The organism is Streptomyces sp. NPDC085481 (genome assembly GCF_044541845.1).
Lineage (GTDB): Bacteria > Actinomycetota > Actinomycetes > Streptomycetales > Streptomycetaceae > Streptomyces.
Map to the genome: position 1 here is coordinate 269598 of NZ_JBITTJ010000003.1, position 24691 is coordinate 294288.

At 69.2% G+C, this 24691-nt stretch carries 25 protein-coding genes and 1 pseudogene; 4 read left to right on the forward strand and 22 right to left on the reverse strand.

What is annotated here, in order from left to right; translation table 11 throughout:
* Positions 1-7: 7 nt before the first annotated feature.
* From ACIGEZ_RS10005 to ACIGEZ_RS10055, 11 genes and pseudogenes are all read right to left on the reverse strand, one after another.
* Positions 8-116, reverse strand: a pseudogene (locus tag ACIGEZ_RS10005) (sphingosine kinase); the annotation flags it as partial.
* A gap of 40 nt (positions 117-156) precedes the next feature.
* A complete protein-coding gene (gene tatC, locus ACIGEZ_RS10010; protein ID WP_399828690.1) occupies positions 157-1059 on the reverse strand; it encodes a twin-arginine translocase subunit TatC in 903 nt (300 codons plus the stop codon).
* 104 nt (positions 1060-1163) lie between these two features.
* On the reverse strand, positions 1164-1454 hold the full coding sequence (gene tatA, locus ACIGEZ_RS10015) for a Sec-independent protein translocase subunit TatA (protein WP_399828273.1): 291 nt from the start codon (positions 1452-1454) through the stop codon (positions 1164-1166).
* 220 nt (positions 1455-1674) lie between these two features.
* The gene (locus ACIGEZ_RS10020; RefSeq protein WP_399828275.1) at positions 1675-1872 is read right to left on the reverse strand and encodes a hypothetical protein; all 198 of its coding nucleotides are present in this window, start codon (positions 1870-1872) and stop codon (positions 1675-1677) included.
* A 34-nt stretch (positions 1873-1906) separates the two neighbouring features.
* Entirely contained in the window at positions 1907-2152 is a 246-nt protein-coding gene (locus ACIGEZ_RS10025; RefSeq protein WP_399828277.1) for a hypothetical protein, read from the reverse strand.
* A gap of 98 nt (positions 2153-2250) precedes the next feature.
* Positions 2251-3201 carry a helix-turn-helix transcriptional regulator gene (locus ACIGEZ_RS10030; protein ID WP_399828280.1) on the reverse strand — a complete coding sequence of 317 codons (951 nt, stop codon included), beginning with the start codon at positions 3199-3201 and terminating at the stop codon, positions 2251-2253.
* A 14-nt stretch (positions 3202-3215) separates the two neighbouring features.
* Positions 3216-4172, reverse strand: coding sequence for a helix-turn-helix transcriptional regulator (locus tag ACIGEZ_RS10035; protein ID WP_399828282.1), 957 nt, complete (start codon positions 4170-4172; stop codon positions 3216-3218).
* 151 nt (positions 4173-4323) lie between these two features.
* Positions 4324-4704 carry an FKBP-type peptidyl-prolyl cis-trans isomerase gene (locus ACIGEZ_RS10040; protein WP_399828285.1) on the reverse strand — a complete coding sequence of 127 codons (381 nt, stop codon included), beginning with the start codon at positions 4702-4704 and terminating at the stop codon, positions 4324-4326.
* Positions 4705-4767: 63 nt separating this feature from the next.
* Positions 4768-5706, reverse strand: coding sequence for an FKBP-type peptidyl-prolyl cis-trans isomerase (locus ACIGEZ_RS10045; RefSeq protein ID WP_399828287.1), 939 nt, complete (start codon positions 5704-5706; stop codon positions 4768-4770).
* Positions 5707-5825: 119 nt separating this feature from the next.
* Positions 5826-7187, reverse strand: coding sequence for a Pup--protein ligase (pafA, locus tag ACIGEZ_RS10050; RefSeq protein WP_399828291.1), 1362 nt, complete (start codon positions 7185-7187; stop codon positions 5826-5828).
* A gap of 9 nt (positions 7188-7196) precedes the next feature.
* Complete coding sequence (locus tag ACIGEZ_RS10055; RefSeq protein ID WP_399828293.1) at positions 7197-8528, reverse strand: MFS transporter; 1332 nt, start codon at positions 8526-8528, stop codon at positions 7197-7199.
* 63 nt (positions 8529-8591) lie between these two features.
* On the opposite strand from ACIGEZ_RS10055, the gene ACIGEZ_RS10060 reads away from it, so the two are divergent.
* Positions 8592-9671, forward strand: coding sequence for a LacI family DNA-binding transcriptional regulator (locus tag ACIGEZ_RS10060; protein ID WP_399828295.1), 1080 nt, complete (start codon positions 8592-8594; stop codon positions 9669-9671).
* 103 nt (positions 9672-9774) lie between these two features.
* Here the strand turns inward: ACIGEZ_RS10060 and prcA are convergent, their stop codons facing one another.
* The 6 genes from prcA to arc form a co-directional block, all read right to left on the reverse strand.
* Complete coding sequence (prcA, locus tag ACIGEZ_RS10065; protein ID WP_399828297.1) at positions 9775-10527, reverse strand: proteasome subunit alpha; 753 nt, start codon at positions 10525-10527, stop codon at positions 9775-9777.
* Between the two features lie 54 nt (positions 10528-10581).
* A complete protein-coding gene (gene prcB, locus ACIGEZ_RS10070; protein ID WP_399828300.1) occupies positions 10582-11421 on the reverse strand; it encodes a proteasome subunit beta in 840 nt (279 codons plus the stop codon).
* Positions 11373-11960: an endonuclease VII domain-containing protein gene (locus ACIGEZ_RS10075; protein ID WP_399828303.1), complete on the reverse strand. Its 588-nt coding sequence runs from the start codon at positions 11958-11960 to the stop codon at positions 11373-11375. Before ACIGEZ_RS10075 ends, prcB begins: the two co-directional genes overlap by 49 nt.
* Before the next feature lie 42 nt (positions 11961-12002).
* On the reverse strand, positions 12003-12215 hold the full coding sequence (locus ACIGEZ_RS10080) for a ubiquitin-like protein Pup (protein WP_030759619.1): 213 nt from the start codon (positions 12213-12215) through the stop codon (positions 12003-12005).
* 145 nt (positions 12216-12360) lie between these two features.
* Entirely contained in the window at positions 12361-13872 is a 1512-nt protein-coding gene (dop, locus tag ACIGEZ_RS10085; protein WP_399828307.1) for a depupylase/deamidase Dop, read from the reverse strand.
* A gap of 164 nt (positions 13873-14036) precedes the next feature.
* The gene (arc, locus tag ACIGEZ_RS10090) at positions 14037-15803 is read right to left on the reverse strand and encodes a proteasome ATPase (protein WP_365349948.1); all 1767 of its coding nucleotides are present in this window, start codon (positions 15801-15803) and stop codon (positions 14037-14039) included.
* 242 nt (positions 15804-16045) lie between these two features.
* Between arc and ACIGEZ_RS10095 the strand changes: the two genes are divergently transcribed.
* Entirely contained in the window at positions 16046-16357 is a 312-nt protein-coding gene (locus ACIGEZ_RS10095; RefSeq protein WP_399828310.1) for a ferredoxin, read from the forward strand.
* Between the two features lie 34 nt (positions 16358-16391).
* Here ACIGEZ_RS10095 and ACIGEZ_RS10100 read toward each other — a convergent pair whose 3' ends face one another.
* The 3 genes from ACIGEZ_RS10100 to ACIGEZ_RS10110 all read right to left on the reverse strand — a co-directional run bounded on the left by ACIGEZ_RS10100 (position 16392) and on the right by ACIGEZ_RS10110 (position 19288).
* Positions 16392-16964, reverse strand: a complete 573-nt coding sequence (locus ACIGEZ_RS10100) for a hypothetical protein (RefSeq protein WP_399828312.1) — start codon at positions 16962-16964, stop codon at positions 16392-16394.
* Positions 16965-17248: 284 nt separating this feature from the next.
* Positions 17249-18136, reverse strand: a complete 888-nt coding sequence (locus ACIGEZ_RS10105) for a tRNA (adenine-N1)-methyltransferase (protein WP_015032448.1) — start codon at positions 18134-18136, stop codon at positions 17249-17251.
* Between the two features lie 18 nt (positions 18137-18154).
* Positions 18155-19288: a site-2 protease family protein gene (locus ACIGEZ_RS10110; RefSeq protein WP_399828693.1), complete on the reverse strand. Its 1134-nt coding sequence runs from the start codon at positions 19286-19288 to the stop codon at positions 18155-18157.
* Between the two features lie 182 nt (positions 19289-19470).
* Between ACIGEZ_RS10110 and ACIGEZ_RS10115 the strand changes: the two genes are divergently transcribed.
* Both ACIGEZ_RS10115 and ACIGEZ_RS10120 read left to right on the forward strand, forming a co-directional pair.
* The gene (locus ACIGEZ_RS10115; RefSeq protein ID WP_399828314.1) at positions 19471-20373 is read left to right on the forward strand and encodes a RecB family exonuclease; all 903 of its coding nucleotides are present in this window, start codon (positions 19471-19473) and stop codon (positions 20371-20373) included.
* Between the two features lie 11 nt (positions 20374-20384).
* Positions 20385-21056, forward strand: a complete 672-nt coding sequence (locus tag ACIGEZ_RS10120; RefSeq protein ID WP_399828316.1) for a response regulator — start codon at positions 20385-20387, stop codon at positions 21054-21056.
* A 109-nt stretch (positions 21057-21165) separates the two neighbouring features.
* On the opposite strand, the gene ACIGEZ_RS10125 is transcribed toward ACIGEZ_RS10120, so the two are convergent.
* Together ACIGEZ_RS10125 and ACIGEZ_RS10130 are read right to left on the reverse strand one after the other, a co-directional pair.
* The gene (locus ACIGEZ_RS10125) at positions 21166-22746 is read right to left on the reverse strand and encodes an ABC transporter substrate-binding protein (protein ID WP_399828318.1); all 1581 of its coding nucleotides are present in this window, start codon (positions 22744-22746) and stop codon (positions 21166-21168) included.
* A 68-nt stretch (positions 22747-22814) separates the two neighbouring features.
* Entirely contained in the window at positions 22815-24404 is a 1590-nt protein-coding gene (locus ACIGEZ_RS10130; protein ID WP_399828321.1) for an ABC transporter substrate-binding protein, read from the reverse strand.
* Positions 24405-24691: the final 287 nt, after the last annotated feature.

The following is a 24691-nucleotide window of genomic DNA, read 5'->3' on the forward strand; positions in this document are numbered from 1 at the left end:
CTTTATCGACGCGGAAGCCGGCGTCCCGGAACGCACGAGCGGCCGGCTGCGCGGCGTGCGCGCCCCGGCCGCGTCCCACGGCGGGAAAGACGATGAAGAGTGATCTCGCTGGTCATCGCGGGTCCCCCGGACGGGCGCTGGGGGGACCCCGCAAGATCAGGTGATGTCGTCGAATCCGTTCAGCCGCTGCGACCTCGCGCCGTCCGCCTCGCCGGTGGCCTGCTCGGGCAGGGCCCGGGTGGCGCCGACGGGCTCGGTCTGACCGACGGTCTCGGGGGTGAGGTCGAGCTGGGAGGCCTCGTCGTCGTCGAGTTCGGCGTCGGGGTTGTTGCGCCGGCGCCGCTTGTCGTTGAGGAGCGAGAACCCGACGGCCGCCAGGTAGAGGACGGTGATCGGTCCCGCGAGGGCGAGCATGCCGACGGGGTCGGTGGTGGGGGTGATCACGGCGCCGAAGATGAAGACGCCCATGATCACGCCTCGCCACCAGCGGGCCATGCGGCGGCCGCTGAGGACTCCGGTGAGGTTGAGCATCACCAGGACGAGCGGGAGCTCGAAGGCGATGCCGAAGACGAGCACCATGCGCAGGGTGAAGTCGAGGACGTCACCGAGCGAGAGGATGTTGGCGGAGCCGCCCGGCGTGAGGCTGATGAGCACCTTCACGCTGATGGGGAGGATGAGGTACGCGAGGTAGGCGCCGGCCGCGAAGAGCGGGACCGCGGCGCCGACGAACGCGTACGTGTACTTCTTCTCGTTCCTGTGCAGTCCGGGCGCGACGAACGCCCAGAGCTGGTACAGCCAGACGGGGCTCGCGATGACGAGACCCGTCGTGAGGCTGAGCTGGATCGTCGTGCTGAACGGCGCCATCAACGTGTTGAAGGACACGATCGCGCAGTTTCCGCCGTCGCTCGTGACGCCGGGGCCGCACTTGGGCACCGACTTCGTCAGGAACTGCATCAGGTCCTCGCTGTACACGAGGGCCACGACGGTGACCGCCGCGATGGCCAGCAGGCCCTTCGCGAGGCGGTTGCGGAGTTCACGCAGGTGCTCCACGAGGGGCATCCGGCCCTCGGGATCCTTCTCCTGCTTGCGGGCAGACTTGAGCAACCCACGTCCTCATCTCGTGCGGCAGCCGCCGCCCTGTGCGACGGCCGCGGCGGACCGGGTCAGCGCTTGGTGGTGTCCGTGGGCTCGGTCACGGGACGCGAGCTGGTCACGTCGCCGGGGGCGGCCTGGATGGTGCGCGGCGCGGGCTGCTGCTGGTCCTGGGTGCCGGCGTGGGGCGGGTCGGCGGGCGCGCTCTGCTGGTCGTCGGACTTCATCGCCTTGGCCTCGCTCTTGAGGATGCGGGCCGACTTGCCCAGCGAACGGGCCATGTCCGGGAGCTTCTTGGCACCGAACAGCAGGATGATCACGACGAGAATGAGAATGATCTCGGTGGGGCCGAGCCTACCCATAGCTGTTTACCTTCTTCACCGAGGCGACAATAGGAGTGCGGTGCCCGGCGGGTCGGACATGCGTCCGGCCACCGCGCTGCAAGCGATCGTAACCCGCAGGAGTAAACGGGCGGCAATGCCTGTGCATACTCCCGCCGGCGTCCCGCGAACCCGGGCCGCGGGGGCTCCTCGCAGCGTACGGCAAGCATTCGGCGCGCGGCCTCGCCCGTACGCCCCGGGTTCAGCGCAGGGCCTCGCCCGTTCGGGCAAGTCCCGTCGCGGCCCGCTCCAGGTCCTCGGCGGCCTGGTTGATGCGCTGTGTGGTGTGGGCCACCTGACGGCCGAGGCGCTGGGCCTCCAGGAAGACCTTGATACCGAGGACGCCGAGGACGGCGATGCCGAGGAAGCCGAGGGCGATGGCGAGCATGGGCCAGAACATGTGCCGAGCCTAGACGCCCCGCGGCCGCCGGGCGTCAGCCGGTGGTGTGCAGGCGCAGGGTGTTCACGCCGCCGCCGGTGAGGAGTTCGACGATCCGCTCCCCGGCCGGTTTGCGTACGGAGCTGCCGCACTCGGGGCAGGTGAAGGAGTAGAAGGTGGTGCGGTGGCTGGCCCCGATGGCGAGCCTGAGGGCGCCCGCGGAGAGTTCGAAGCGGGAACGGCAGTCGGGGCAGGCGGCCTTGAAGCAGACCGGGGCGACCGACGCCACAGTACCGGGCATCACGGACATTTCCCTCAACTCTCCCCACTGTGGTGCGTGCGTGCCTCTCACCTGGAACAGCGTCCGGACCCCCCGGAACGTCACGTCCCCCCTGTTACTCAGCCCTCGTACGCGGCCAGCGCGGCGGTCGCCGCCTCCCGCGCGCTGTCCGCGAGGTCCTGCGGGGCGACGATCCGCCCGTCGCTGCCGAGCCGCAGCGCGAGCCGCCGCAGCGAGGCGGGCGCCGGCGTGCGCAGGGTGATCCGCAGACCCCCGTCGGGCAGCTCGTCGGCCCGGTCGTGCGGGTAGTACTCGGCGACCCAGCGGCCACCGGGGCCGACCTCGACGACGACCTCCGGGTCCTCAGCGGACGGCTGCACGAGCCCCTCAGACAGGTCCCGCAGCTCGATCTCCGGCGGCGCCGCCGGATCCTGAAGGATCCGGATCTCGGCGACCCGGTCGAGCCGGAAGGTACGGCGCGCCTCCGAGAGCCGGCACCACGCCTCCATATACGTGTGGCCGACGGCGAAGAGCCGGATCGGGTCCACCTCGCGCTCGGTCAGCTCGTCCCGCGCGGGCGAGTAGTAGCGCAGCCACAGCCGCCGCCGCTCGGAGATCGCCCGGTCCACCTCGGCGAACACCCCGCCCTCGGACTCGAAGGTCACCGACAGCCGGGAGCTCGCCCCGGCCGCCTCGCCGGCCGCCGCCTCCAGCTTGGCGGTGGCCCGCAGCAGCGCCTCGCGGTCGCTCTCGCGCAGCCCCGGCAGGGTCGCCACCGCGCGCGCCGCCACCAGCAGGGCGGTCGCCTCGTCGGCAGCGAGCCGCAGCGGCGCCGCGACGTCGTCGGGGTTGTGCCACCAGATCCGGTCACCGTCGGTGTCGATGTCCAGCAGGTCACCGCCGCGGAAACTGGTCCCGCACATGGGCAGCACGTCGAGGTCCGAGATCAGCTCGTCCTCGGTGATCCCGAAGGCGCGCGCGACGTCGGCGACATGCGCGCCGGGACGCTCGCGGAGATAGGTGACGAGGGAGAGCATCCGCCTCGTCTGGTCGATCGCGTTCGCCGCCATGGTTCCTCTCCCCCTCAGCCCTTGGCCACGGCGCGCAGCCGCTCCACGACATCCGCCCGCAGGTCGGCGGGCTCCAGCACCACCACATCGGGGCCGAACTCCACGAGCCAGGCGTCGAGGCCGTGCCCGTACGGAATCTCCAGCTCGTCCCAGCCGTCCCCGCCCTCCCGCACGGACTGGGCACGGGCGCGCAGCGGATAGCCGGAGCCGGACCGCAGCCGGATCCGGGCCGAGCGGGTGGCGGTCTCCCCCGCCCAGCTCTCCACGGTCTCCCGGACCGTGACGACATCGGGCACGGGCGCCGTGAAGGCGCCGGCCCGGGAGCGGACCCTGCCGGTGATACGGGACAGCCGGAAGACCCGCTCGGCGCCCCGGTCCCGGTCCCAGCCCGCCAGGTACCAGTGGCCGCGCCAGCACTCCAGCGTCCACGGCTCGACCTGCCGGGTCTCGGGACGGGCGGCGTTGGCCTTGCGGTAGTCGAAGACAACCGGCCGGCGGTCGCGACAGGCCAGCATCAGCGGCTCGAAGGCGGCCTCGTGGACCGGGATGCGCGGCTCCAGAGCGCTGTGCTGCACGTCGTACGAATCCTCCGCCTCCGGCATGCCGGCGGCGCGCAGCTTCTGCAGGGCGCCGCTCGCGGCCCCGGCCAGCCGGGCCTGCTGCCACACCTTGGCGGCCAGACCGAGCGCGGCGGCCTCCTCGGCGTCCAGGGTGATGGCCGGCAGACGGTTGGAGTCACGGCGGGCGAGGTAGCCGATCTCGCCGTCCAGGTTCTCCACGGTCTCGATGACCAGGCCGAGCTCGCGCAGATCGTCCTTGTCGCGCTCGAACATCCGGTTGAAAGCGTCCTCGCCGGTCGCTTCCAGATAGGCCTCGATGGAGCCGCGGAGCTCCCGCTTGCTCAGCGGACGGCGGGTTCCGAGCAGGCACAGCGCAAGATTCATCAGCCGCTCGGCCTTGGCAATCGCCATCGACGCCCCGCACCCTCTTCTGCCGGATTGACTTCTGGACGTCGACCGTACCGCCCCGGGGTGTCCCGGCAAAAGCCGAGGACCCCCGCCGTGGAGGCAGGGGCCCTCGGGACCGGAACCGCGCGAGCGCGGCCGGTCGGGTACGCGCGGGTCAGCGCTTGGTGACGCCCACGAGGTCGCAGACGAAGATCAGCGTCTCGCCGGGGCCGATCTTGCCACCGGCGCCGCGGTCGCCGTACGCGAGGTGCGCGGGAATGACCAGCTGGCGGCGGCCACCGACCTTCATGCCCTGCACGCCCTTGTCCCAGCCCTGGATGACCATGCCGACACCCAGCTGGAAGTCCAGCGGCCCGCCACGGTTCCAGGAGGCGTCGAACTCCTCGCCGGAGTCGAAGGACACACCCACGTAGTGGACCTGGACGAGGTCGCCGGCCTCGGCCACCTCGCCGTCGCCCTCCCAGATGTCCTTGATCTCCAGGTCGGCCGGCGGCTCGCCGCCCGGGAAGTCGACCTCGGGCTTCTCGATGCTCACTGCAGTGTGCTCCTCAACAACTATGAACCGCACAGACGGTCGATCTGCGCGACCAGGACAGTCTTACATCTTCGCCAGGATGTCGACGGCGAAGACCAGGGTCGAGTTCTTCGGGATGCCCTGCTTCTCCTGGTCACCGAAGGCCTCGGACGGCGGGGCGACGATCAGGACGCGGCTGCCGACCTTCTTGCCGACGATGCCGTCCTTCAGACCCTTCAGGGTCAGCTGGGGCAGCGGGAAGTTGGCCGGACGGCCCGTGGTGTACGTCGAGTCGAAGACCTTGCCGTCCTTCCACAGGGCGGCGACGTAGTTCACGACGACCGTGTCGCTGTCCTTGACGACCTCGCCCTTGGACTCCAGGACGTAGTTCGCGACCAGCTTCGTCGGCGGGTTCACCTTCGGGACGGTCAGCGTGGGGGCCTTGCCGTCCGTGTTGGTGCCGACCTTCGGCAGGTCCTTGTTGTCCTGGGCGACCTCGGTGCCCGTGGCGGACTTCGGAATGGTGACGGCCTTCAGGATGTCGACCACGAACACCAGGGTCGCGTTGGGCTTGATGTCGCCCTGGCCCTGCGCTCCGTAACCGAGCTCCGGCGGAATGCCGATCTCGACGCGGCTGCCGACCTTCTGACCCTCAAGGCCCTGGTCCCAGCCCTTGATGACCTGGCCGGCGCCCAGCGTCAGATCGAAGGGCTGCTTCCGGTCGAAGCTGTTGTCGAAGGGGGTGGTCGAGTCCCAGGCCTGACCCAGGTAGTTCACCTGGATCGCGTCGCCCTTCTTCGTCACCGCGCCGTCACCCTCGCTGATGACGTTGACCTTGAGGGACTTCGGCGGGTCGCCGACGCCCTTGGCGAGAGTCGGCTTCTCCCCGAACTTCTCACCCGCCGTGATGGCGGGCAGCCCGTTCTTCATCGAACCGGAATCGGAGCCCTTGTCATCGCTGCCGCAGGCCGCTGTGGTGAGCAGCAGCAGCGGGACGACGAGCAGGCCGGCAAGTCGGCGCACTAGTTCCTCAGATCTCAGACGGCACAGTAGTTGTCCCGACACTCTAGGGGACCACCCTGTGATGCCGTCGGCCCCGCACGTGAAACGTGCGGGGCCGACACCCTCGTCCGCAATCCGTCCTACATACCGGCGATCAGCTTTTCCACCCGGTCGTCGACCGAACGGAACGGGTCCTTGCACAACACGGTGCGCTGGGCCTGGTCGTTGAGCTTCAGGTGGACCCAGTCGACCGTGAAGTCCCGGCGCTGCTCCTGGGCACGGCGGATGAAGTCGCCGCGCAGCCGCGCCCTGGTGGTCTGCGGGGGCACCGACTTGCCCTCGAAGATCTTCACGTCGTTGCAGATCCGGGCCGCCTGCCCGTTCTTCTGCAGCAGGTAGTACAGCCCGCGGCGGCGGTGGATGTCGTGGTACGCGAGGTCTATCTGGGCGACCCGCGGGTGCGACATCGTCATGTTGTGCTTGGCCCGGTACCGCTCGATGAGCTTGTACTTCATGACCCAGTCGATCTCGGTCTCGATGCGGTCGAGCTGCTCCTGCTCGATGGCGTCGAGCGTACGGCCCCACAGCTCGAGGACCTGGGCGACGACGCCGGTGCGGATGCCGCGCCGGTCGACGAAGTCGGCGGCCTTCTCGTAGTACTCCCGCTGGACCTCCAGGGCGGAGGCCTCACGGCCGCTGGCGAGCCGGACCTTGCGCTGGCCGGTGATGTCGTGGCTGACCTCGCGGATGGCCCGGATCGGGTTCTCCAGGGTGAGGTCGCGCATCACCGTGCCCGCCTCGATCATGCGCAGGACGAGGTCGGTGGCACCGACCTTGAGCAGCATGGTCGTCTCGGACATGTTGGAGTCGCCGACGATGACATGGAGCCTGCGGTAGCGCTCGGCGTCGGCGTGCGGCTCGTCGCGGGTGTTGATGATCGGGCGGGAACGGGTCGTGGCGGAACTGACACCCTCCCAGATGTGCTCGGCCCGCTGGGAGACGCAGTAGACGGCGCCGCGCGGGGTCTGCAACACCTTTCCCGCGCCGCAGATGAGCTGGCGGGTCACGAGGAAGGGAATGAGGATGTCCGCGAGCCGGGAGAACTCACCGTGCCGGGCGACCAGATAGTTCTCGTGGCAGCCGTAGGAGTTTCCCGCAGAGTCCGTGTTGTTCTTGAAGAGATAGACGTCGCCCGCGATTCCCTCCTCGTGCAGGCGGCGTTCCGCGTCGACGAGCAGTCCTTCGAGAATGCGCTCGCCTGCCTTGTCGTGCGTGACCAGTTCGACCACGTTGTCGCATTCGGGAGTTGCGTATTCCGGATGCGAACCCACGTCCAGGTACAGGCGGGCGCCGTTCCGCAGGAAGACATTGCTGCTGCGGCCCCATGACACGACACGGCGGAAGAGGTAGCGCGCCACTTCGTCAGGAGACAGTCGGCGCTGTCCCCTGAACGTGCACGTGACGCCGTACTCGTTCTCCAGCCCGAAAATGCGGCGGTCCATGTCTGAACATTACGCCTGAAGGCGTGTGCTGAAACCGGGTTCGACAGCCCCGTTTCGATCATTTTCCGATGAGTGCGGGTTGTTTTCGGCCTGCCTCTGCGCGGGTACGGCGCTCCCGGCGCCCCCGCTGACGGCGTGTCGCACCCCCGGCGGCGGACCCAGCACCCGGCCCGTGGCCAGCAGGACCAGGAAGGCGACGAAGCCGCCGGCGCCGGCCACGGCGAAACCCGCCGGGGTCCCCCAGAGTTCGACGGCGGGGCCGGATACGGCCGAACCCAGGGCCGCACCGACACCGAAGGTCGTGACGAGCCAGGAGAACGCCTCGGTGACCGTCCCGCCCGGCGCGTGGCGGTCCACCACGATGAAGGCACAGGCGAGAGCGGGCGCCAGGAACACACCCGCCAGCGCCGACAGCGCGGTCATCGCCACCGGCCCCGGCACCAGCATCAGCGGCAGATAGCCGAGCGCGAGCAGCAGCACCAGGACCCGCAGCCGCCGCTCGGGCGCCCCCGCCCACTGGCGGGCACCGTAGGCCACGCCGCCGATGAGAGCCCCGAGGCCCAGGGCCGCCATCAGCCAGCCGTACACGGCCGCGTCGCCACGATCGTCGGCGTAGGCGACACCGGCGACCGTGATGGAGCCCAGAGCCAGGCCGACGAAGAAGAACGAGCCCAGCAGGGCCAGCAGCCCCGGCGAACGCAGCGCTCCCAGCCAGTGCGCCTCGCGCGGCGCGGAGCGCCAGGCGCGCGAGGGCTCGGACACGACCACCGACAGGGCGCCCAGGACCCCGAGCAGGTTGAGCACGACCAGCGCCGCGGCAGGCGACCAGAGCGAGACGAGCAGGGTCAGCAGCAGCGGCCCGACCGTGAACATGACCTCCTGGGCGACGGCGTCCAGGGCGTACGCCCGGTGGACCCGCTCCTCCCGGCCCAGCACGCTCGGCCACAGCGCCCGCAGACCGCCCTCCAGAGGCGGCGTGAACAGCCCGGCCACCAGGACGGCGGCGTACGCGAGGAACAGGTTGCCGATGCCCGTGACGGCCAGGGCGGCCATACCGAGGGCCGATATCAGGGCGGCGGGAAGCTGCACCCGCGGCTGGCCCTTGAGGTCGACCGCGCGGCCCAGCAGGGGCTGGCCGACCGCGGTGGCGAGGCCGTACGCGGCGATGAGGCCGCCGGCCAGGCTGTAGCTGCCGCCTTCGGCCCGGGTGAAGACCGTGATCGCGATCGGCCCGGTGCCGTTGGGGAGCCGGCCGACGAGGGTGCCCGCCAACAGGCGCGCCGCATGAGGCGCGCGCAGGATGTCGAGATAGCCGCCGTTCGCCTTGGCCTCGGTGGCCATGTCGTCTCCCCTCTCGGGGCACCGCCCGAGGTGTTACGTATAACGCGTCCCGTCATACGTACCATGACGGCAGCGCGGCGGTCCACCCCGCGCACGGGAACCGCCCTCGACCCGGAGGCACCAGTGCACACCCCGGAACAACCCGCCGCCACCCGGCCCACCAGCCGCGACGTCGCCCGGGCCGCCGGCGTCTCCCAGGCCACGGTCTCCCTCGTCCTCGGACAGAAATGGCGCGGTCGCGTCTCCGAGCGCACCGCCGAAGCCGTACGCGCCGCCGCCCGCGAACTCGGCTACCGACCCAACCTCGCCGCACGCAACCTGCGCCTCGGCCACACCCGCACCGCACTCCTCGTGGTGCCCGCACTCACCAACGAGTTCTTCGCCCACGTCTACACCGGCGCCGCCACCGAAGCCGCCCGACACGGCTTCGCCGTCGTGCTCTACCCCTCCCCCGACGGCGTAGGCCCCGCCAAAGACCCCTTCGCCTCCGCCCAGGCCGCCCTCGACGGCGTACTCGCCTCCTCCATGGCCACCGGCGCCCTCGAAGCCTTCCAGGGCACCGAACTCCCCCTCGTCATGCTCGACAGCGACCCCGCCGACACCGGCGCCGCCGCCCACGTCAACCTCGACGTCGCCGACGGCATGCACCGCATGACCCGCCACCTCCTCGCACTCGGCCACCGCCGCTTCCTGCACGTGGCCTCCGCCGTACCCTCCTGGACCTTCGACGTACGAGCCACCGCCCTCACCGACGCACTCCACGGCACAGAACTGCGCACCGTACGAGCCCCGCTCAACGTCGCCGCCGCATGGGAAGCCGCGAACCTGGCCCTCACCGCCCCCGGCCCCCGGCCCACCGCCGTGATCTGCGACGACGACATCCTCGCCGCAGGCGTCTACAAGGCAGCCCGCCGGCTCGGCCTGCGCATCCCCGAAGACCTCTCCGTCACCGGCTTCGACGACATGGCCCTCGCGACCGCCCTCGAACCCGAACTCACCACCGTCCGGCTACCCGCACAGGAATTCGGCGGACGCGGCATGGCCGCCCTCCTCGCCGTCCTCAACGGCGAACGACCCCAGCCCACCGACCTCCCCGTCCGACTGATCGTCCGCGGCTCGACGGGCCCCGCACCGACCACCTGACACGACCCGGACACGCCGATCCGGACACATCGCTCCGGACACGCCAAAGGGGCCCCGGAACCGTCCTCACGACTCCAGGGCCCCTCACAGGATCACCGCGCCACTACTCCTCGGCGGCCTCGTCCGACGGATCATCCGTCTTCGCGAGCGCCGCGTCGTCCGCCTGGATCAGCCGCGCCAACTGCCGGCCCACGATCCGCTTGAACTTGCGCTGCTGCGGGCGCGTACGGTCCAGAACCGCCACCTCGAGCCGCTCCGCCGGAATCTCCCGCTCACTGCCGTTGGTGTCCCGCGACAGCGCCTGCACAGCCAGCTTCAGCGCCTCGGCGAGCGACATCCCATCGCGATGCCGCTGATCCAGGAACGAACTGATCTGCTCCGCGTTGCCACCGACCGCGACCGAACCGTGCTCGTCCACGATCGAACCGTCGTGCGGCAGCCGGTAGATCTGGTCACCCTCCGGCTCCGCACCGACCTCGGCCACCACCAGCTCGACCTCGTACGGCTTCTCCCCCGCACTGGAGAAGATGGTGCCCAGGGTCTGGGCGTAGACGTTGGCCAGACCGCGGGCCGTCACGTCGTCGCGGTCATAGGTGTAACCCCGCAGATCGGCATAGCGCACGCCACCGATCCGCAGGTTCTCGTACTCGTTGTACTTGCCGGCGGCCGCGAAGCCGATCCGGTCGTAGATCTCGCTGAACTTGTGCAGAGCGCGAGACGGGTTCTCGCCGACGAACACGATGCCGTCGGCGTACTGGAGGACGACCAGGCTGCGGCCGCGCGCGATGCCTTTACGGGCGTACTCCGCCCGGTCGGCCATGGCCTGCTGGGGTGAGACATAGAACGGCGTAGACACCGGCTATCCGTTCCTTTCTTCTGGGCTTCTACAGGTAGGCGACGAGCGGGCGGATCAGAGCAGAGCGGCGCGCGGCCCGTCGGGCTGCTCCAGACGCCGCTCGGTGATCGACCGGGCCAGCTCGGAGGACTCTGCCTCGCTCAGCCTGCGGAAGCCCTCGTCGGTGATGACGGTGACGATCGGGAAGATCCTGCGGGCCATGTCCGGCCCGCCGGTCGCCGAGTCGTCGTCCGCCGCGTCGTAGAGCGCCTGGACCACGAGCGTGGTCGCCTGCTGCTCGGTCAGGTCGTCCCGGTACAGCTTCTTCATCGACCCGCGCGCGAAGATCGAGCCCGAGCCGGTGGCGGCGAACCCGTGCTCCTCGGAGCGGCCGCCGGTGACGTCGTACGAGAAGATCCGGCCCTTCTCCTTGCCCTCGTCCCAGCCGGCGAAGAGCGGGACGACGGCGAGGCCCTGCATGGCCATGCCGAGGTTGCTGCGGATCATCGTGGACAGGCGGTTGGCCTTGCCCTCCAGGGAGAGCGTCGCGCCCTCCACCTTCTCGAAGTGCTCAAGCTCCAGCTGGAACAGCTTCACCATCTCCACCGCGAGACCCGCCGTGCCGGCGATGCCGACCGCGGAGTACTCGTCGGCCGGGAACACCTTCTCGATGTCCCGCTGCGCGATCATGTTCCCCATGGTCGCCCGCCGGTCACCGGCGAGCACGACGCCACCGGGGAAGGTCGCCGCGACGATGGTCGTGCCGTGCGGCGCCTCGACGATCCCGTCGGGGAGCTTCCGGTTGCCCGGGAGCATCTGCGGCGAGTGATCGGCGAGGAAGTCCATGAACGAGGACGAGCCCGGCGTCAGGAAGGCAGCTGGTAGACGCCCGGTGCTACGAGTGTTGGCTTCCACGCGTGTCCCTCCAAAGATGAGATGGCCCGACGCAGCGTGTCGGGATCGTCTCCCAACTTGCCGATGGCCGAATTGCAGTTGAAGCACAGTACGCCACGGACCCTACCCGTCTCGTGACAGTGATCCACATGGATCGCCGGGGCAGCAGGGCAGATGCAGCAGGTGCCCATCTGCGAGGCGATCATCTCGTCGCGTTCGGCTTCGGTGATGCCGTACGAGCGCTTGAGATGAGCCGCACGACCCTCAATGGCCCGGCACGCCTTGCAACGCGTGGAGAGGCCGTCCGAGGCCCTTCTCTTACGGTCCCACTCCGAATGGGACTTGATCTCACCGCAGCGGCGGCAGTACTCGTGCCCATCAGGCGCCTCGGCCCTCGGCCGTACGTTCTTTCCCTTGGCCTTCTGGCGCCGCTGGTGATACTCGGCCGCGCACGGCCTGCAGTAGCACTGCAGGCCGTCCCGCATGGCCCGGTTGCTCGCGAAAGCCTCTCGCGGCTTCGTCTCTGCACAGCGACTACACCGCTTGAAACCCTCAGACATCGATCCCCCCGGAGCTACTTCACCTTCGAGTCAAAGGCGAAATCACTCTCCACCCTTCTGAACGAAGGAGCGCACGAAGTCCTCGGCGTTCTCCTCGAGCACATCATCGATTTCGTCGAGTACGGAGTCCACGTCGTCGCTCAGCTTCTCCTGGCGTTCCTTGAGGTCGGAGCTCGCCTCCGCCGTGGTCTCCTCGACCTCCTCGGTGGAACGCGTCGCCTTCTGCTGTCCGCCGCCGGTGTCCTTGGTCGCCATAAACCTCACCCCGCTCGAATCGGCCCGCTCGATTGGATCTGTACAAGATCAGACCCTACAAGCCGGGACTGACATCGGCCCCGCAGTTTCAGTAACGTCCGGGCACTGCTCCCATGATTCCCAGTGCCCGGGCATTTCAGCCGCTTCAGCCGCCGGAAAGGACGCGGACCAGTTCCTCCGCGGTCCTGCACCGGTCCAGAAGTTCCTTCACGTGGTTCCGGGTACCCCGCAGGGGTTCCAGGGTCGGTACCCGCTGGAGCGAGTCGCGCCCCGGCAGGTCGAAGATGACCGAGTCCCAGGAGGCCGCGGCCACGTCGTCCGCGTACTGCTCCAGGCAGCGGCCGCGGAAGTAGGCCCTGGTGTCCTCCGGAGGGCTCGTCTCGGCCCGTTCCACCGCCTGCTCGTCCAGGAGGCGCTTCATGCGCCCCCGGGCCACCAGGCGGTTGTACAGGCCCTTCTCGGGGCGCACGTCCGCGTACTGCAGGTCGACGAGGTGGAGCCGGGCGGCGTCCCAGTCGAGGCCGTCGCGGCGGCGGTAGCCCTCCATGAGTTCGCGCTTGGCGATCCAGTCCAGTTCGCCGGCGAGGCTCATGGGGTCGTTCTCGAGCCGGTTGAGCGTGTCCTCCCAGCGGACGAGGACGTCCTTGGTCTGTTCGTCGGCGTCGGCTCCGTAGCGCTCGTCCACGTACTTGCGTGCCAGTTCGAAGTACTCCATCTGAAGCTGGACGGCGGTGAGTGTCCGGCCGCTGCGCAGGGTGACGAGGTACTGGAGGGTGGGGTCGTGGGAGACCTGGTGGAGGGTGCGTACGGGCTGGTCGACGGCGAGGTCGACGGTGATGAAGGCGTCCTCGATCATGGAGAGGACGAGTGCCGTGGTGCCGAGTTTGAGGTAGGTGGAGATCTCGGAGAGGTTGGCGTCACCGATGATCACGTGGAGCCGGCGGTATTTCTCGGCGTCGGCGTGCGGCTCGTCGCGGGTGTTGATGATGGGGCGCTTGAGGGTGGTCTCGAGGCCGACCTCGACCTCGAAGTAGTCGGCTCGCTGGCTGATCTGGAAGCCGTGGTCGCGGCCGTCCTGGCCGATGCCGACGCGGCCGGCGCCGGTGACGACCTGCCGGGAGACGAAGAAGGGGGTGAGGTGGCGCACGATGTCCGAGAAGGGGGTCTCCCGCTTCATCAGGTAGTTCTCGTGCGTGCCGTAGGACGCGCCCTTGTTGTCGGTGTTGTTCTTGTAGAGGTGGATGGGCTGGGCGCCGGGGAGCTGGGCGGCTCGTTCGGCGGCTTCGGCCATGATGCGCTCGCCGGCTTTGTCCCAGAGGACGGCGTCGCGGGGGTTGGTGACTTCGGGTGCGCTGTATTCGGGGTGGGCGTGGTCGACGTAGAGTCGCGCGCCGTTGGTGAGGATGACGTTGGCGAGGCCGATGTCCTCGTCGGTGAGCTGGCTGGAGTCGGCGGCCTCGCGGGCGAGGTCGAAGCCGCGGGCGTCCCGCAGCGGGTTCTCTTCCTCGAAGTCCCAGCGGGCGCGGCGCGCCCGGTGCATCGCCGCCGCGTAGGCGTTGACGATCTGGGACGAGGTGAGCATGGCATTGGCGTTCGGGTGCCCCGGAACGGAGATCCCGTACTCCGTTTCGATGCCCATTACTCGCCGTACGGTCATGCGGCCCTCCTTGCCCGGCGCCGCTCCCCGCAATGTGCGTGATTCGGCGGTACCCACGAGCCTAGAGCGGCCGCGGGTGTACGGGGAGATCAGATGCGATTCGGTGAGTGGAAAGCGTCGGCTGCGGGTGCCCGTTTCCGGACATCCGCAGCCGGTGCGTGTCACTACAGGTACTGACCGGTGTTCGCCACCGTGTCGATGGAGCGGCCGGTGTCGGCGCCCTGCTTTCCGGTGACGAGGGTGCGGATGAAGACGATCCGCTCGCCCTTCTTTCCGGAGATGCGGGCCCAGTCGTCCGGGTTGGTGGTGTTGGGAAGGTCTTCGTTCTCCTTGAACTCGTCCACGCAGGCCTGGAGGAGGTGGGAGACGCGAATGCCCTTCTGGTCGTGGTCGAGGAAGGCCTTGATGGCCATTTTCTTGGCTCGGTCGACGATGTTCTGGATCATCGCGCCGGAGTTGAAGTCCTTGAAGTAGAGGACTTCCTTGTCGCCGTTGGCGTAGGTGACCTCGAGGAAGCGGTTCTCCTCGGATTCGGCGTACATCTGCTCGACCACGGACTGGATCATTCCGTGGGCGGCCGCTTCCTTGGATCCGCTGTGTTCGGCGAGGTCGTCGGCGTGCAGCGGGAGGGAGGCGGTGAGGTACTTGGCGAAGATGTCCTTGGCGGCTTCGGCGTCGGGGCGCTCGATCTTGATCTTGACGTCGAGCCGGCCGGGTCGCAGGATCGCGGGGTCGATCATGTCCTCGCGGTTGGAGGCGCCGATGACGATGACGTTCTCCAGGCCTTCCACGCCGTCGATCTCGGCGAGCAGCTGGGGGACGATGGTGTTCTCCACGTCCGAGCTGACTCCGGATCCGCGGGTGCGGAAGAGGGATTCCATCTCGTCGAAGAAGACGATGACGGGGGTGCCTTCGCTCGCCTTCTCGCGGGCACGCTGGAAGACGAGGCGGATGTGCCGCTCGGTCTCGCCGACGTACTTGTTGAGGAGTTCGGGGCCCTTGATGTTGAGGAAGTAGGACTTTCCGGCGGGCTGGCCGGTGACCTCGGCGACCTTCTTGGCAAGGGAGTTGGCGACGGCTTTGGCGATGAGGGTTTTGCCGCAGCCGGGCGGGCCGTAGAGCAGGATGCCCTTGGGGGGCCGCAGTTCGTGCTCTTTGAAGAGGTCGGGGTAGAGGTAGGGGAGCTCGACGGCGTCGCGGATGAGCTCGATCTGGTTGCCGAGGCCGCCGATCTTGTCGTAGTCGACGTCGGGGACCTCTTCGAGGACGAGTTCTTCGACCTCGCTCTTGGGGACCACTTCGTAGACGTAGCCGGACCTGGGTTCGAGGAGCAGGGCGTCGCCGGGGCGGATGGTGATGTCCAGGAGGGGCTCGGCGAGCCGCACCACCCGTTCCTCGTCGGTGTGCCCGATGACCAGGGCGCGCTCGCCGTCCTCGAGGATCTCCTTGAGGGTGACGATGTCCCCGGCGCGCTCGAATTCCATGGCTTCGACCACGTTGAGCGCTTCGTTGAGCATGACTTCCTGGCCGCGCCTGAGCTCGTCGAGCTCGACGCTGGGGCTGACGTTCACCCGGAGCTTGCGGCCCCCGGTGAAGATGTCGCAGGTGCCGTCCTCGTTGGCCTGCAGGAAGACACCGAAGCCGGCCGGTGGCTGGGCGAGCCGGTCGACCTCCTCCTTGAGGGCCACGATCTGGTCGCGGGCCTCACGGAGCGTGTTGGCGAGCCGCTCGTTCTGTGCGGACACGCCGGCCAGGTTCGTCTGCAGCTCGACGATCCGCTCCTCGAGAATCCTCGTGTGTCGCGGAGAGTCGGCGAGCTTGCGGCGCAGGACGGCGATTTCCTGCTCGAGATAGGCAACCTGGCCGGCGGGGTCCTCAGACCCCCGCCCCGGCCGGATGCCGCGGTTGATGTCGTCGTCGTGGGCTGCCACGGTCCTCACCTCCTCCAAGGGGAGCTGGACGCTTCCTGACCCTACCTGGGTGGGTGGTGATTGAAACCCCTAGATCAAAAAGACTCCGAGGTGTGTCCGATCTTCACCCTTGCGCTTCCCCTCACGCCAGGGAAATACCCACCGGCGGACGTTGCAAAAGCGGTCGGAGGTATCGTCATGGGTGGTCAACACCCGTCAGGCTTTGGCCGACTTACCCGTGCGAATCAGGAACGGCAGGAGATATGACCGTGCAGAACGAGGCCCCGGCCACGGGCGCCGAAGAGGCGCTGGAGGTCTGGATCGACCAGGACCTGTGCACGGGGGACGGGATCTGTGCGCAGTACGCTCCCGAGGTCTTCGAGCTGGACATCGACGGGCTCGCTTATGTGAAGAGCGCGGACGACGAGCTGCTCCAGGCTGTGGGGGCGACGACCCCTGTGCCGCTGCCGCTGTTGCAGGACGTGGTGGACTCCGCGAAGGAGTGCCCGGGTGACTGCATTCATGTGCGGCGGGTGACCGACGGTGTCGAGGTGTACGGCCCCGACGCCGGGTGACGGGCCGGTGACGGGTCGTTGAGGGCCCGCCGGGTCAGACCGCGCGGGCCTGGCTCTGGGCGGTGCGGACGAAGGTTCCGCCTCGCCAGCGCCAGCTGACCTGCTCTCGCTGGTCGGGGCAGCAGCTGGGGACGTCGGGGGACGAGTAGCCGAGCAGGGTGGCGCGTACGGCTCCGTCGCGTACGGCGAAGGTGGTCACGTTCTTCTGCTGTGAGGGTTCGACGAGGGTGGCCACGACGCGGGCGGCGGGGGTGCCGCTTCCCTTGCCGTCCCCCTTGCCGTGGGTGAGGACGTAGATGCCGCTGGGGGGTGTTCCGGAGCCGGCTTCGCAGTGTACGACTGCGACGGTCTCGGGGTTTCCGTCGCCGTCGAGGTCTCCGGTGGCCCGCTGGGCGATCTTGCTGGGGGCCCCTCCGCAGTCCAGGGGGTAGTGGGCCGTGGCGGCGTCGGGGGCGGGCCGGGGGGCGGGTGCGGCGGTGGCTCCGGCGGGGTCGGGCTGGAGCAGGCCCGCGAGGGCGACGACTCCGGCCATCGCGGTGGCGGTGGCGAGCCAGTGCACGGGATGTGCGTGGGTGTGCGCGAGGTCCGTGACGGCGGAGGTCTGCACGCGAGAATTCTCCTGTGAGGGTGGCGCGGAAGGAGTTGCGGGCATCGTGCCACACGTCACAGGTGCGCGGAACAGGTGGGTCGCCTCTCGCCGTGGGGGCGGGGGGGCTCGCGGCGGTGTGGTCCGGCGCCCTTCGAGGGTATGCGCGGGGGTTTCTTGGCGGTACACGCGGGGCGTCTTGGCCGTACGGGCTGGGGCGCGGTCCCCGAACATGAGGGTGCCGCCGTCGACTTCCGCGCCCTGGGGCGGGAACTCGGCGGCGGCACGCGTGCGTTGTGGGGGCGTCAGCCCTTGTTGGGGCCCTCGTAGTCCTCGCCGTAGGCGCCCTTGGCTGGCCGGCGGCGGCGCATGGGGGGCTCGACGCCGTCCGCGAGGCGGCGGGCGGTGACGAGGAAGCCGGTGTGGCCGATCATCCGGTGGTCGGGTCGTACGGCCAGGCCCTCGACGTGCCAGTTGCGGATCATGGACTCCCACGGCTGCGGTTCGGCGTAGCAGCCGAATTCGCGGATGGACTCCACGGTGCGGGCGAGCTGCGTGGTGGTGGCCACGTAGCAGCAGAGGATGCCGCCGGGGACGAGCGCCTTCGAGACGGCCTCGAGGCACTCCCAGGGGGCGAGCATGTCGAGAATGACGCGGTCGACGTCGGTGTCGGACAGGTTGTCCTGGAGGTCGCCGACGGTCAGCTGCCAGGCGGGGTGCGGGCCGCCGAAGTAGCGCTCGACGTTGCCCTTGGCGATCTCGGCGAAGTCCTCGCGGCGCTCGTAGGAGTGCAGCATGCCGCTGTCGCCGATGGCGCGCAGCAGGAAGGAGCTGAGCGAGCCGGAGCCCACACCTGCCTCGACGACGCGTGCGCCGGGGAAGATGTCGGCGAAGGCCAGGATCTGCCCCGCGTCCTTGGGGTAGACCACGGCGGCGCCGCGGGGCATGGACAGGACGTAGTCGGGGAGCAGGGGGCGCAGCGCGAGGTAGGCGACGTTTCCGGTGGTGCGGACAACGCTGCCCTCGGGGGCGCCGATCAGTTCGTCGTGCGGGAAAGAACCCTTGTGGGTGTGGAAGTTCTTTCCCTCTTCGAGCGTGAACGTGTAGTGACGGCCCTTGGGGTCGGTCAGCTGAACCTGGTCCCCGACCTTGAAGGGCCCGCGTCGGCGGGCGGCACCGGTCGGTTCGGACATGTGAACAGAGTACCGGGGTTACGAGGAGGGTCGTGCCATGGCCTTGACGAAGGCCTTCTCGACGTCGGCGGTGGAGAGTACGCCGTAGATCTCGCCGCTGTCCTCGAGGACGAGGTATTCGGTGGCGGGGCTGGCGCGCAGGTGGTCCAGGAGGGGTTGGCCGGTGAGGTCGGCGGGGACCTTCATGCCGTCGGCGAGGTCCTGGGAGAGGGTGCTGACGGCGACCCAGGGGCGGCGGTGCTGGGGGATGCCGGCGATGGCGCTTTCACGGACGATGCCGGTGGGGGCGCCGAGTCCGTCGACGACGACGAGGGCGCGGGCGCCGGCTTCGTTGGCGCGGCGCAGGGCTTCGGAGAGGGGGGTGGCCGATTCGACGGGGATGGCGCGTCGGGTGAGGCTGCGGGCGGCGAGTTCGGGGAGGTGTTCGCGCAGCCGGGCCATGCGGAGGCTGTTGCCGGCGCCGGTCCAGATGATGGCGGCGAGGATGGCGGCGAGCAGGGCGTCGGTGACGGTCGTGAAGCCGTCGATGTCGGCGGTGGAGTTGCCGAGGAGCCCGGTGCGGGTGAGCAGGGGGAGTCCGATGAGGACGGTGACGGCGAGTGCGCGGCCGACCCAGGCGGCGGCGACGGTGCCGTTCATGGGGTTGCCGGTGAGCTTCCAGACGACGGCGCGGAGCATGCGGCCGCCGTCGAGCGGCAGGCCGGGGAGGAGGTTGAAGACGGCGACGATCAGGTTGGAGATCATCAGGCCGCCGAGGAGGACGCCGGGGACCGTTCCGGGTTCGACGGCGTAGAGGGTGAGGTAGAAGATTCCGGCGAGGACGAGGGAGAGCAGGGGGCCGACGAAGGCGAGGACGAACTCGCGGCCGGGGGTCTCGGTCTCCTTGTCGATCTCGGAGACGCCGCCGAAGAACTGGAGCTGGATGCGGCGTACGGGGAGTTTGAAGCGGAGGGCGGCGAGGGTGTGGGCGAGTTCGTGGACGAGTACGGAGGCGTAGAAGGCGATGGCGAAGAACAGCGAGACGAGGTAGCGGGCAGCGCCGAGCTCGGGCAGGACGCGGTCGATCTGGTCGCCGAAGACCCAGGTGATGAGGGCGGCGACGAGGAACCAGCTGGGTGCGACGTAGACGGGCACGCCGAAGGGCCGGCCCATGAGGATGCCGCCGCCGGGGTCCTGGGTCCGCTTCGGCTTGGACTCGTCCTGGTTCACGGGTTCCTTTCGTCGCCGAGCCGTTCGGTCCGCGCGCTCGGTCACGGTTCGATCATGCAGCGCGACGGGGTCCTGCGTCGATGGTATTCCGCTTGCTGTCGGTGGCGGGCCGTAGGGTCTGTGTCATGAGTACGAGCGAGCAGCCGCCGGCGGAGGCCCGGACGCCCACGTCGTTGTCGCCGTCGCGGGCGAGCGACTTCATGCAGTGTCCGTTGCTGTACCGGTTCCGGGTGATCGACCGGCTGCCGGAGAAGCCGAGTGCGGCGGCGACGCGGGGCACGCTGGTGCACGCGGTTCTTGAGCGGCTGTTCGACGCTCCGGCGGTGGAGCGGACGGCGCCGCGGGCGAAGTCGCTGATCCCCGGCCAGTGGGACCGGCTGCTCGAGTCGCGTCCTGAGCTGGGCGAGCTGTTCACGGAGGATCCGGAGGGCGAGCGGCTGGGGCAGTGGCTTTCGGAGGCGGAGGCGCTGGTCGAGCGGTGGTTCACGCTGGAGGATCCGACGCGTCTGGAGCCGGCGGAGCGTGAGCTGTTCGTGGAGACGGAGCTGGCGTCGGGGCTGCGGTTGCGCGGGGTGATCGACCGGGTGGACGTGGCGCCGACGGGCGAGGTGCGGATCGTCGACTACAAGACGGGCAAGGCGCCGCGGCCGGAGTACAGCGAGGGTGCGTTGTTCCAGATGACGTTCTACGCGCTGGTGGTGTGGCGGCTGAAGAACGTGGTGCCGCGCCGGCTTCAGCTGGTGTATCTGGGCAGTGGGGACGTGCTGACGTACGACCCGGTGGAGGCTGACCTGCTGCGGGTGGAGCGCAAGCTGCACGCGTTGTGGGAGGCGATCCGGCTGGCGACGGAGACGGGTGACTGGCGGCCGCGGCCGACGAAGCTGTGCGGCTGGTGCGATCACCAGGCGGTGTGCCCGGAGTTCGGGGGCACTCCCCCGGTGTACCCGCTGCCGGTGGTGCCCGCGCGCCCGCCGGAGGCGGGGCTGAGCGGCCAGGGCAGAATGGATGCGGCCCCGCCCGCCCCATGAAGGAGTCATCCGTGGCTGTCCGCGTTCTTCTGGTCGATGACCAGCCCCTGCTGCGTACCGGTTTCCGGATGATCCTGGAGGCCGAGCAGGACATCGCGGTGGTGGGTGAGGCCGGTGACGGTCTGCAGGCCCTGGAGCAGGTGCGGGCTTTGCAGCCGGATGTGGTGTTGATGGACATCCGGATGCCGCGGATGGACGGGGTGGAGGCGACCCGGCAGATCACGGGGCCTGGCCGGGACGGCCCGGCGAAGGTGCTGGTGCTGACCACGTTCGACCTGGACGAGTACGTGGTGGAGGCGCTGAAGGCGGGGGCCAGCGGCTTCCTGCTGAAGGACGCGCCGGCGCATGAGCTGGTGCAGGCGATCCGGGTGGTGGCGGCGGGCGAGGCGATGCTGGCTCCGTCGATCACGCGCCGGTTGCTGGACAAGTACTCGGCGCATCTGCCGTCGGGTGAGGAGCAGGTGCCGGACACGCTGAACACGCTGACGGACCGCGAGGTCGAGGTGTTGAAGCTGGTGGCGCGGGGGCTTTCGAACGCGGAGATCGCGGCGGATCTGTTCGTCAGCGAGACGACGGTCAAGACGCATGTGGGCCATGTGCTGACGAAGCTGGGCCTGCGCGACCGGGTGCAGGCGGCGGTGTACGCGTACGAGAGCGGTCTGGTGCGCCCGGGGGCCCAGTAAGGCCCTGCGGTGGTGCCCTAAGGGACGTCGAGGGCCCGGTACGCGGGGCGCTTTCCAGGGGTCTGGAAAACGCCCGGTGCATACCGGGCCCTTCGTGCTGTGGCGGGGGTCAGCCCTTCTTGATCTCCCAGAAGCGGAAGACGGTGGAGGCGTCCAGGGTCCACTCCAGGCCGGTGACGCCGTCGCGGGCGACGGCGTACTGCTTGCCCTGCCAGAGCGGGAGGAGCGGCAATTCCTCGGCGACGAGGTCCTGGACCTTGTTGTAGGTGGACCCGGTCTCGGAGCGGTCGGGGGACGCGGCGACGGCCGGCAGCAGTTCGCCGGTGATCTGGGCGTTGTCGTAGCGGTTGCCGAGGACGTTGTCGTCGCCGAAGAACGGGGTGGTGAAGTTGTCCGCGTCGGGGTAGTCGGGGACCCAGCCCTTGACGTAGACGCCGTACTTTCCGGCGGCGATGTCCTTCTCGTACTGCTCGTAGGCGACGGACTTGGCGTCGGCGTCGAACAGGCCGCTGGCGTTGAGCTGCTCGGCTATCGCCTTGACTTCCTGGTCGGTGGAGGGGCCGTAGCGGCTGGGGGTGGACCAGAGGGTGAGCTTGACCTTGCCGGTGATGCCGGCGGAGCGGAGCGCCTTTTCGGCCTTGCCCTTGTCGGGGCTGCCGTAGGTGTCGAAGAAGGCCGTGTTGTGGCCGGGGATGCCCGCCGGGACGATGGAGTAGAGCGGGGTGGCGGTCGACTTGTGGATGTCCTGGACGAGCGCCTCGCGGTCGACGAGGTGGGCGATGGCCTTGCGGACGCCGAGCTTGCCGACGACGGGGTCCTTGACGTTGAAGACGAGGTGCTGGACCTCGGCGCTGGTGCCCTGGACGACCTCGATGCCCTTGTCGGCGCTGGTGGAGGCTTCGAGGGTGGCGATCTCGTCGGCGGACAGGCCTCGGTAGGCGACGTCGATCTCGTCGGCGGACAGGGCCTTGGAGAGGGCCTCGCGGTCGCCGTCGTAGAGCTTGAGGGTGACGCCGCTGTTCCTGCGCTTGGCGTTGCCGTGGTAGGCGTCGTTGGCGGTGAAGACGGCCTCGGTCTTGCTGATCGAGTCGAGCTTGTACGGGCCGGAGCCGGCCGTCTTGCCGTCGGTGCGCAGCGCGTCGGCCGGGTACTCGCGGTGGTCGACGATGGAGCCGGCACCGGAGGCGATCTTGCTGGGGAAGGTGGCGTCGGGGACCTTCAGCCTGAAGACGACGGTCTTCTCGTCGGGGGTCTCGATGCGGTCGATGGTCGACAGCAGCGGCGCGGGGCCGGAGGGGTCGGCGATCTTCAGCGCGCGTTCGAAGGAGAACTTGACGTCCTCGGAGGTGAGCGGGTTGCCGTTGGAGAACTTCAGGCCGTCGCGGAGCGTGCAGGTGTAGACCTTGCTGCCGGACTGGAAGCCGCACTTGTCGGCGGCCTCGGGCTCGGGCTCCGAGGTGCCCTTCGGGAAGCTGAGCAGGGACTGGAAGACGTTGTTGAACAGCAGCCAGGAGCCGGGGTCGTAGCCGGCCGCGGGGTCGGTCGCCATGATGTCGTCCGACATGCCGACCCGGACGGTGTCACCGGAGTCTCCGGAGCCGCCGCCCTGTTCGGTGCCGCAGCCGCTGAGCATCGCGGCCGCCAGGCCCGCCGCGAGCGGGGCGGTCAGCCACTTGTTGTGTGCCTTCACAGAACTTGCCTCTTGATCTCTTGCCAGGCCGGCCGCGCAACGGCTGCGCGGCCGGTACAACGAAGGGGTCAGGCGGTGCCGCGGCCGAGCTCCCACAGGAGCAGGTCGGAGGACGTGTTCAGCGCCCACTCGACTCCGGTGACGTCGTCGCGGGCGGCGACGTACTGCTTGCCCTGCCACAGCGGCAGGATGGGCACGTCCTTGGCGACGATCTTCTGGATCTGCTCGAAGACGGGGGTCGCGGCGGTGCGGTCGGCCTCGCGGCGCGAGGCCGGGATCAGCCGGTCACGGACGGACTGGTTGACGTAGGGGGTGTTGAGGAAGTTGTCGCTGTCGAGGAACGGAGCGATGTAGTTGTCCGGGTCCGGGTAGTCGGGGAACCAGCCGAGGCCGTAGACGGCGTAGTCGCCGCGCTTCTGGGCCGGGCGGAACTTGGACCATTCGGTGCCCTGGATCCGGGCGTCGAAGAGCTTGGTGGCGTTGAGCTGGCCGCGCAGGGCCTCGAACTCCTTCGCCGTCTCGGCGCCGTAGTGGTCGGTGGTGTAGTTCAGGGTGATCTTGACGGGCGTCTTGACCCCGGCGTTGCGCAGGATCCGGGCGGCCTTGGAGGTGTCCGGCTCTCCGTAGGTGTCGATGAACGACGTGGAGTGGCCGGTGACGCTGGAGGGGATCAGCGAGTAGAGCGGCTGCGCGGTGGGGCCGTAGACCTCGCTGACGAGGGCGCCGCGGTCGACGACGGAGGCCATGGCCTGTCGTACGGCCTTGTCGTCGACGGAGGCGGCCTTGGTGTTGAAGGCGAGGTAGCGGATCTCCAGGCCGGGGACCTCGGTGAGCTCGATGCCGTCCTTGGGCTGCTCGGTGAGCTCCTTGATCTGCGGCTGCGACATGCTGCGGGCCATCATGTCGATCTCGTCGTTCTCGAGCGCCGCGTCCATGCCGGCGGAGTCGTCGAAGGGGCGCAGTTCGACCCGGTCGTTGCGCAGGGTGATGTCGCCCTTGTACCGGTCGTTCTTGGTGAAGACGAACTTCTTGACCCGGTCGCCGTCGAGCTCGGTCTTCATCGTGTACGGGCCGGAGCCGTCGATGGCGAAGCCGTCGCGGAGCTCCTTGGCGCCGTACTTGTCCTTGCTGAGGATGCCGGCGACGGGGGTGGAGAGCTTGTACGGGAAGGTCGCGTCGGGTGTCTTGAGGTGGAAGACCACTTCGCGGTCGCCCTGGGTCTCGACGGTGTCGATGTTGGCCAGGAGGGCGGCGGTGCCGTTGTCGGACTTGATGGCGAGGACGCGCTCGACGGAGAACTTGACGTCGTCGGCGGTGACCGGGGTGCCGTCGGCGAAGGTGAGGCCCTCGCGGAGCTTGCAGCGGTAGCTCTCGCTCACCTTGTCGGAGAAGCCGCAGCTCTCGGCGGCCTCGGGGACCGGCTGGCCGCTGCCGCGCGGGACGTGCATGAGCGTCTGCACGGTCTGCCGCAGGACGTTCCAGGCGCCGGTGTCGTAGGCGTAGGCCGGGTCGAGCGGGGCGGGGGCGTCCTCGGTGGCGACGAACTGGTCCGTGGTGCCGACGACGATGGCTCTGCTCTCCCCGGATCCGCCGCAGGCGGCGAGCAGGGGCGCGAGCAGTGCGGCCGTCAGGGGCAGCACCAGGGTCTTGCGCTTCATCAGGGACGTTCTCCTCATCCGGCACGGGGTGACGCCGGCGTATGTACAGCGGCTTCGGTCACTCCGCCGGCCGCCCGGTCGGGGCGGGGCGATCGGGCCGGGATGGGGTGCGATCGGTCCTGTGTACGCGGCGAGTCGGGTGGTCGCCGGGGCACTCGGAGGTGCGGCGGAGTACTCGCGAAAAGATTAGTGGGCGGCGCTGCGGTCGCCGCACGGGGAGGGGCGGCGTGATGAGCACAGAGCGATCATGAATACACGGAGTTCGATAGTCATGCACGGGAATGATT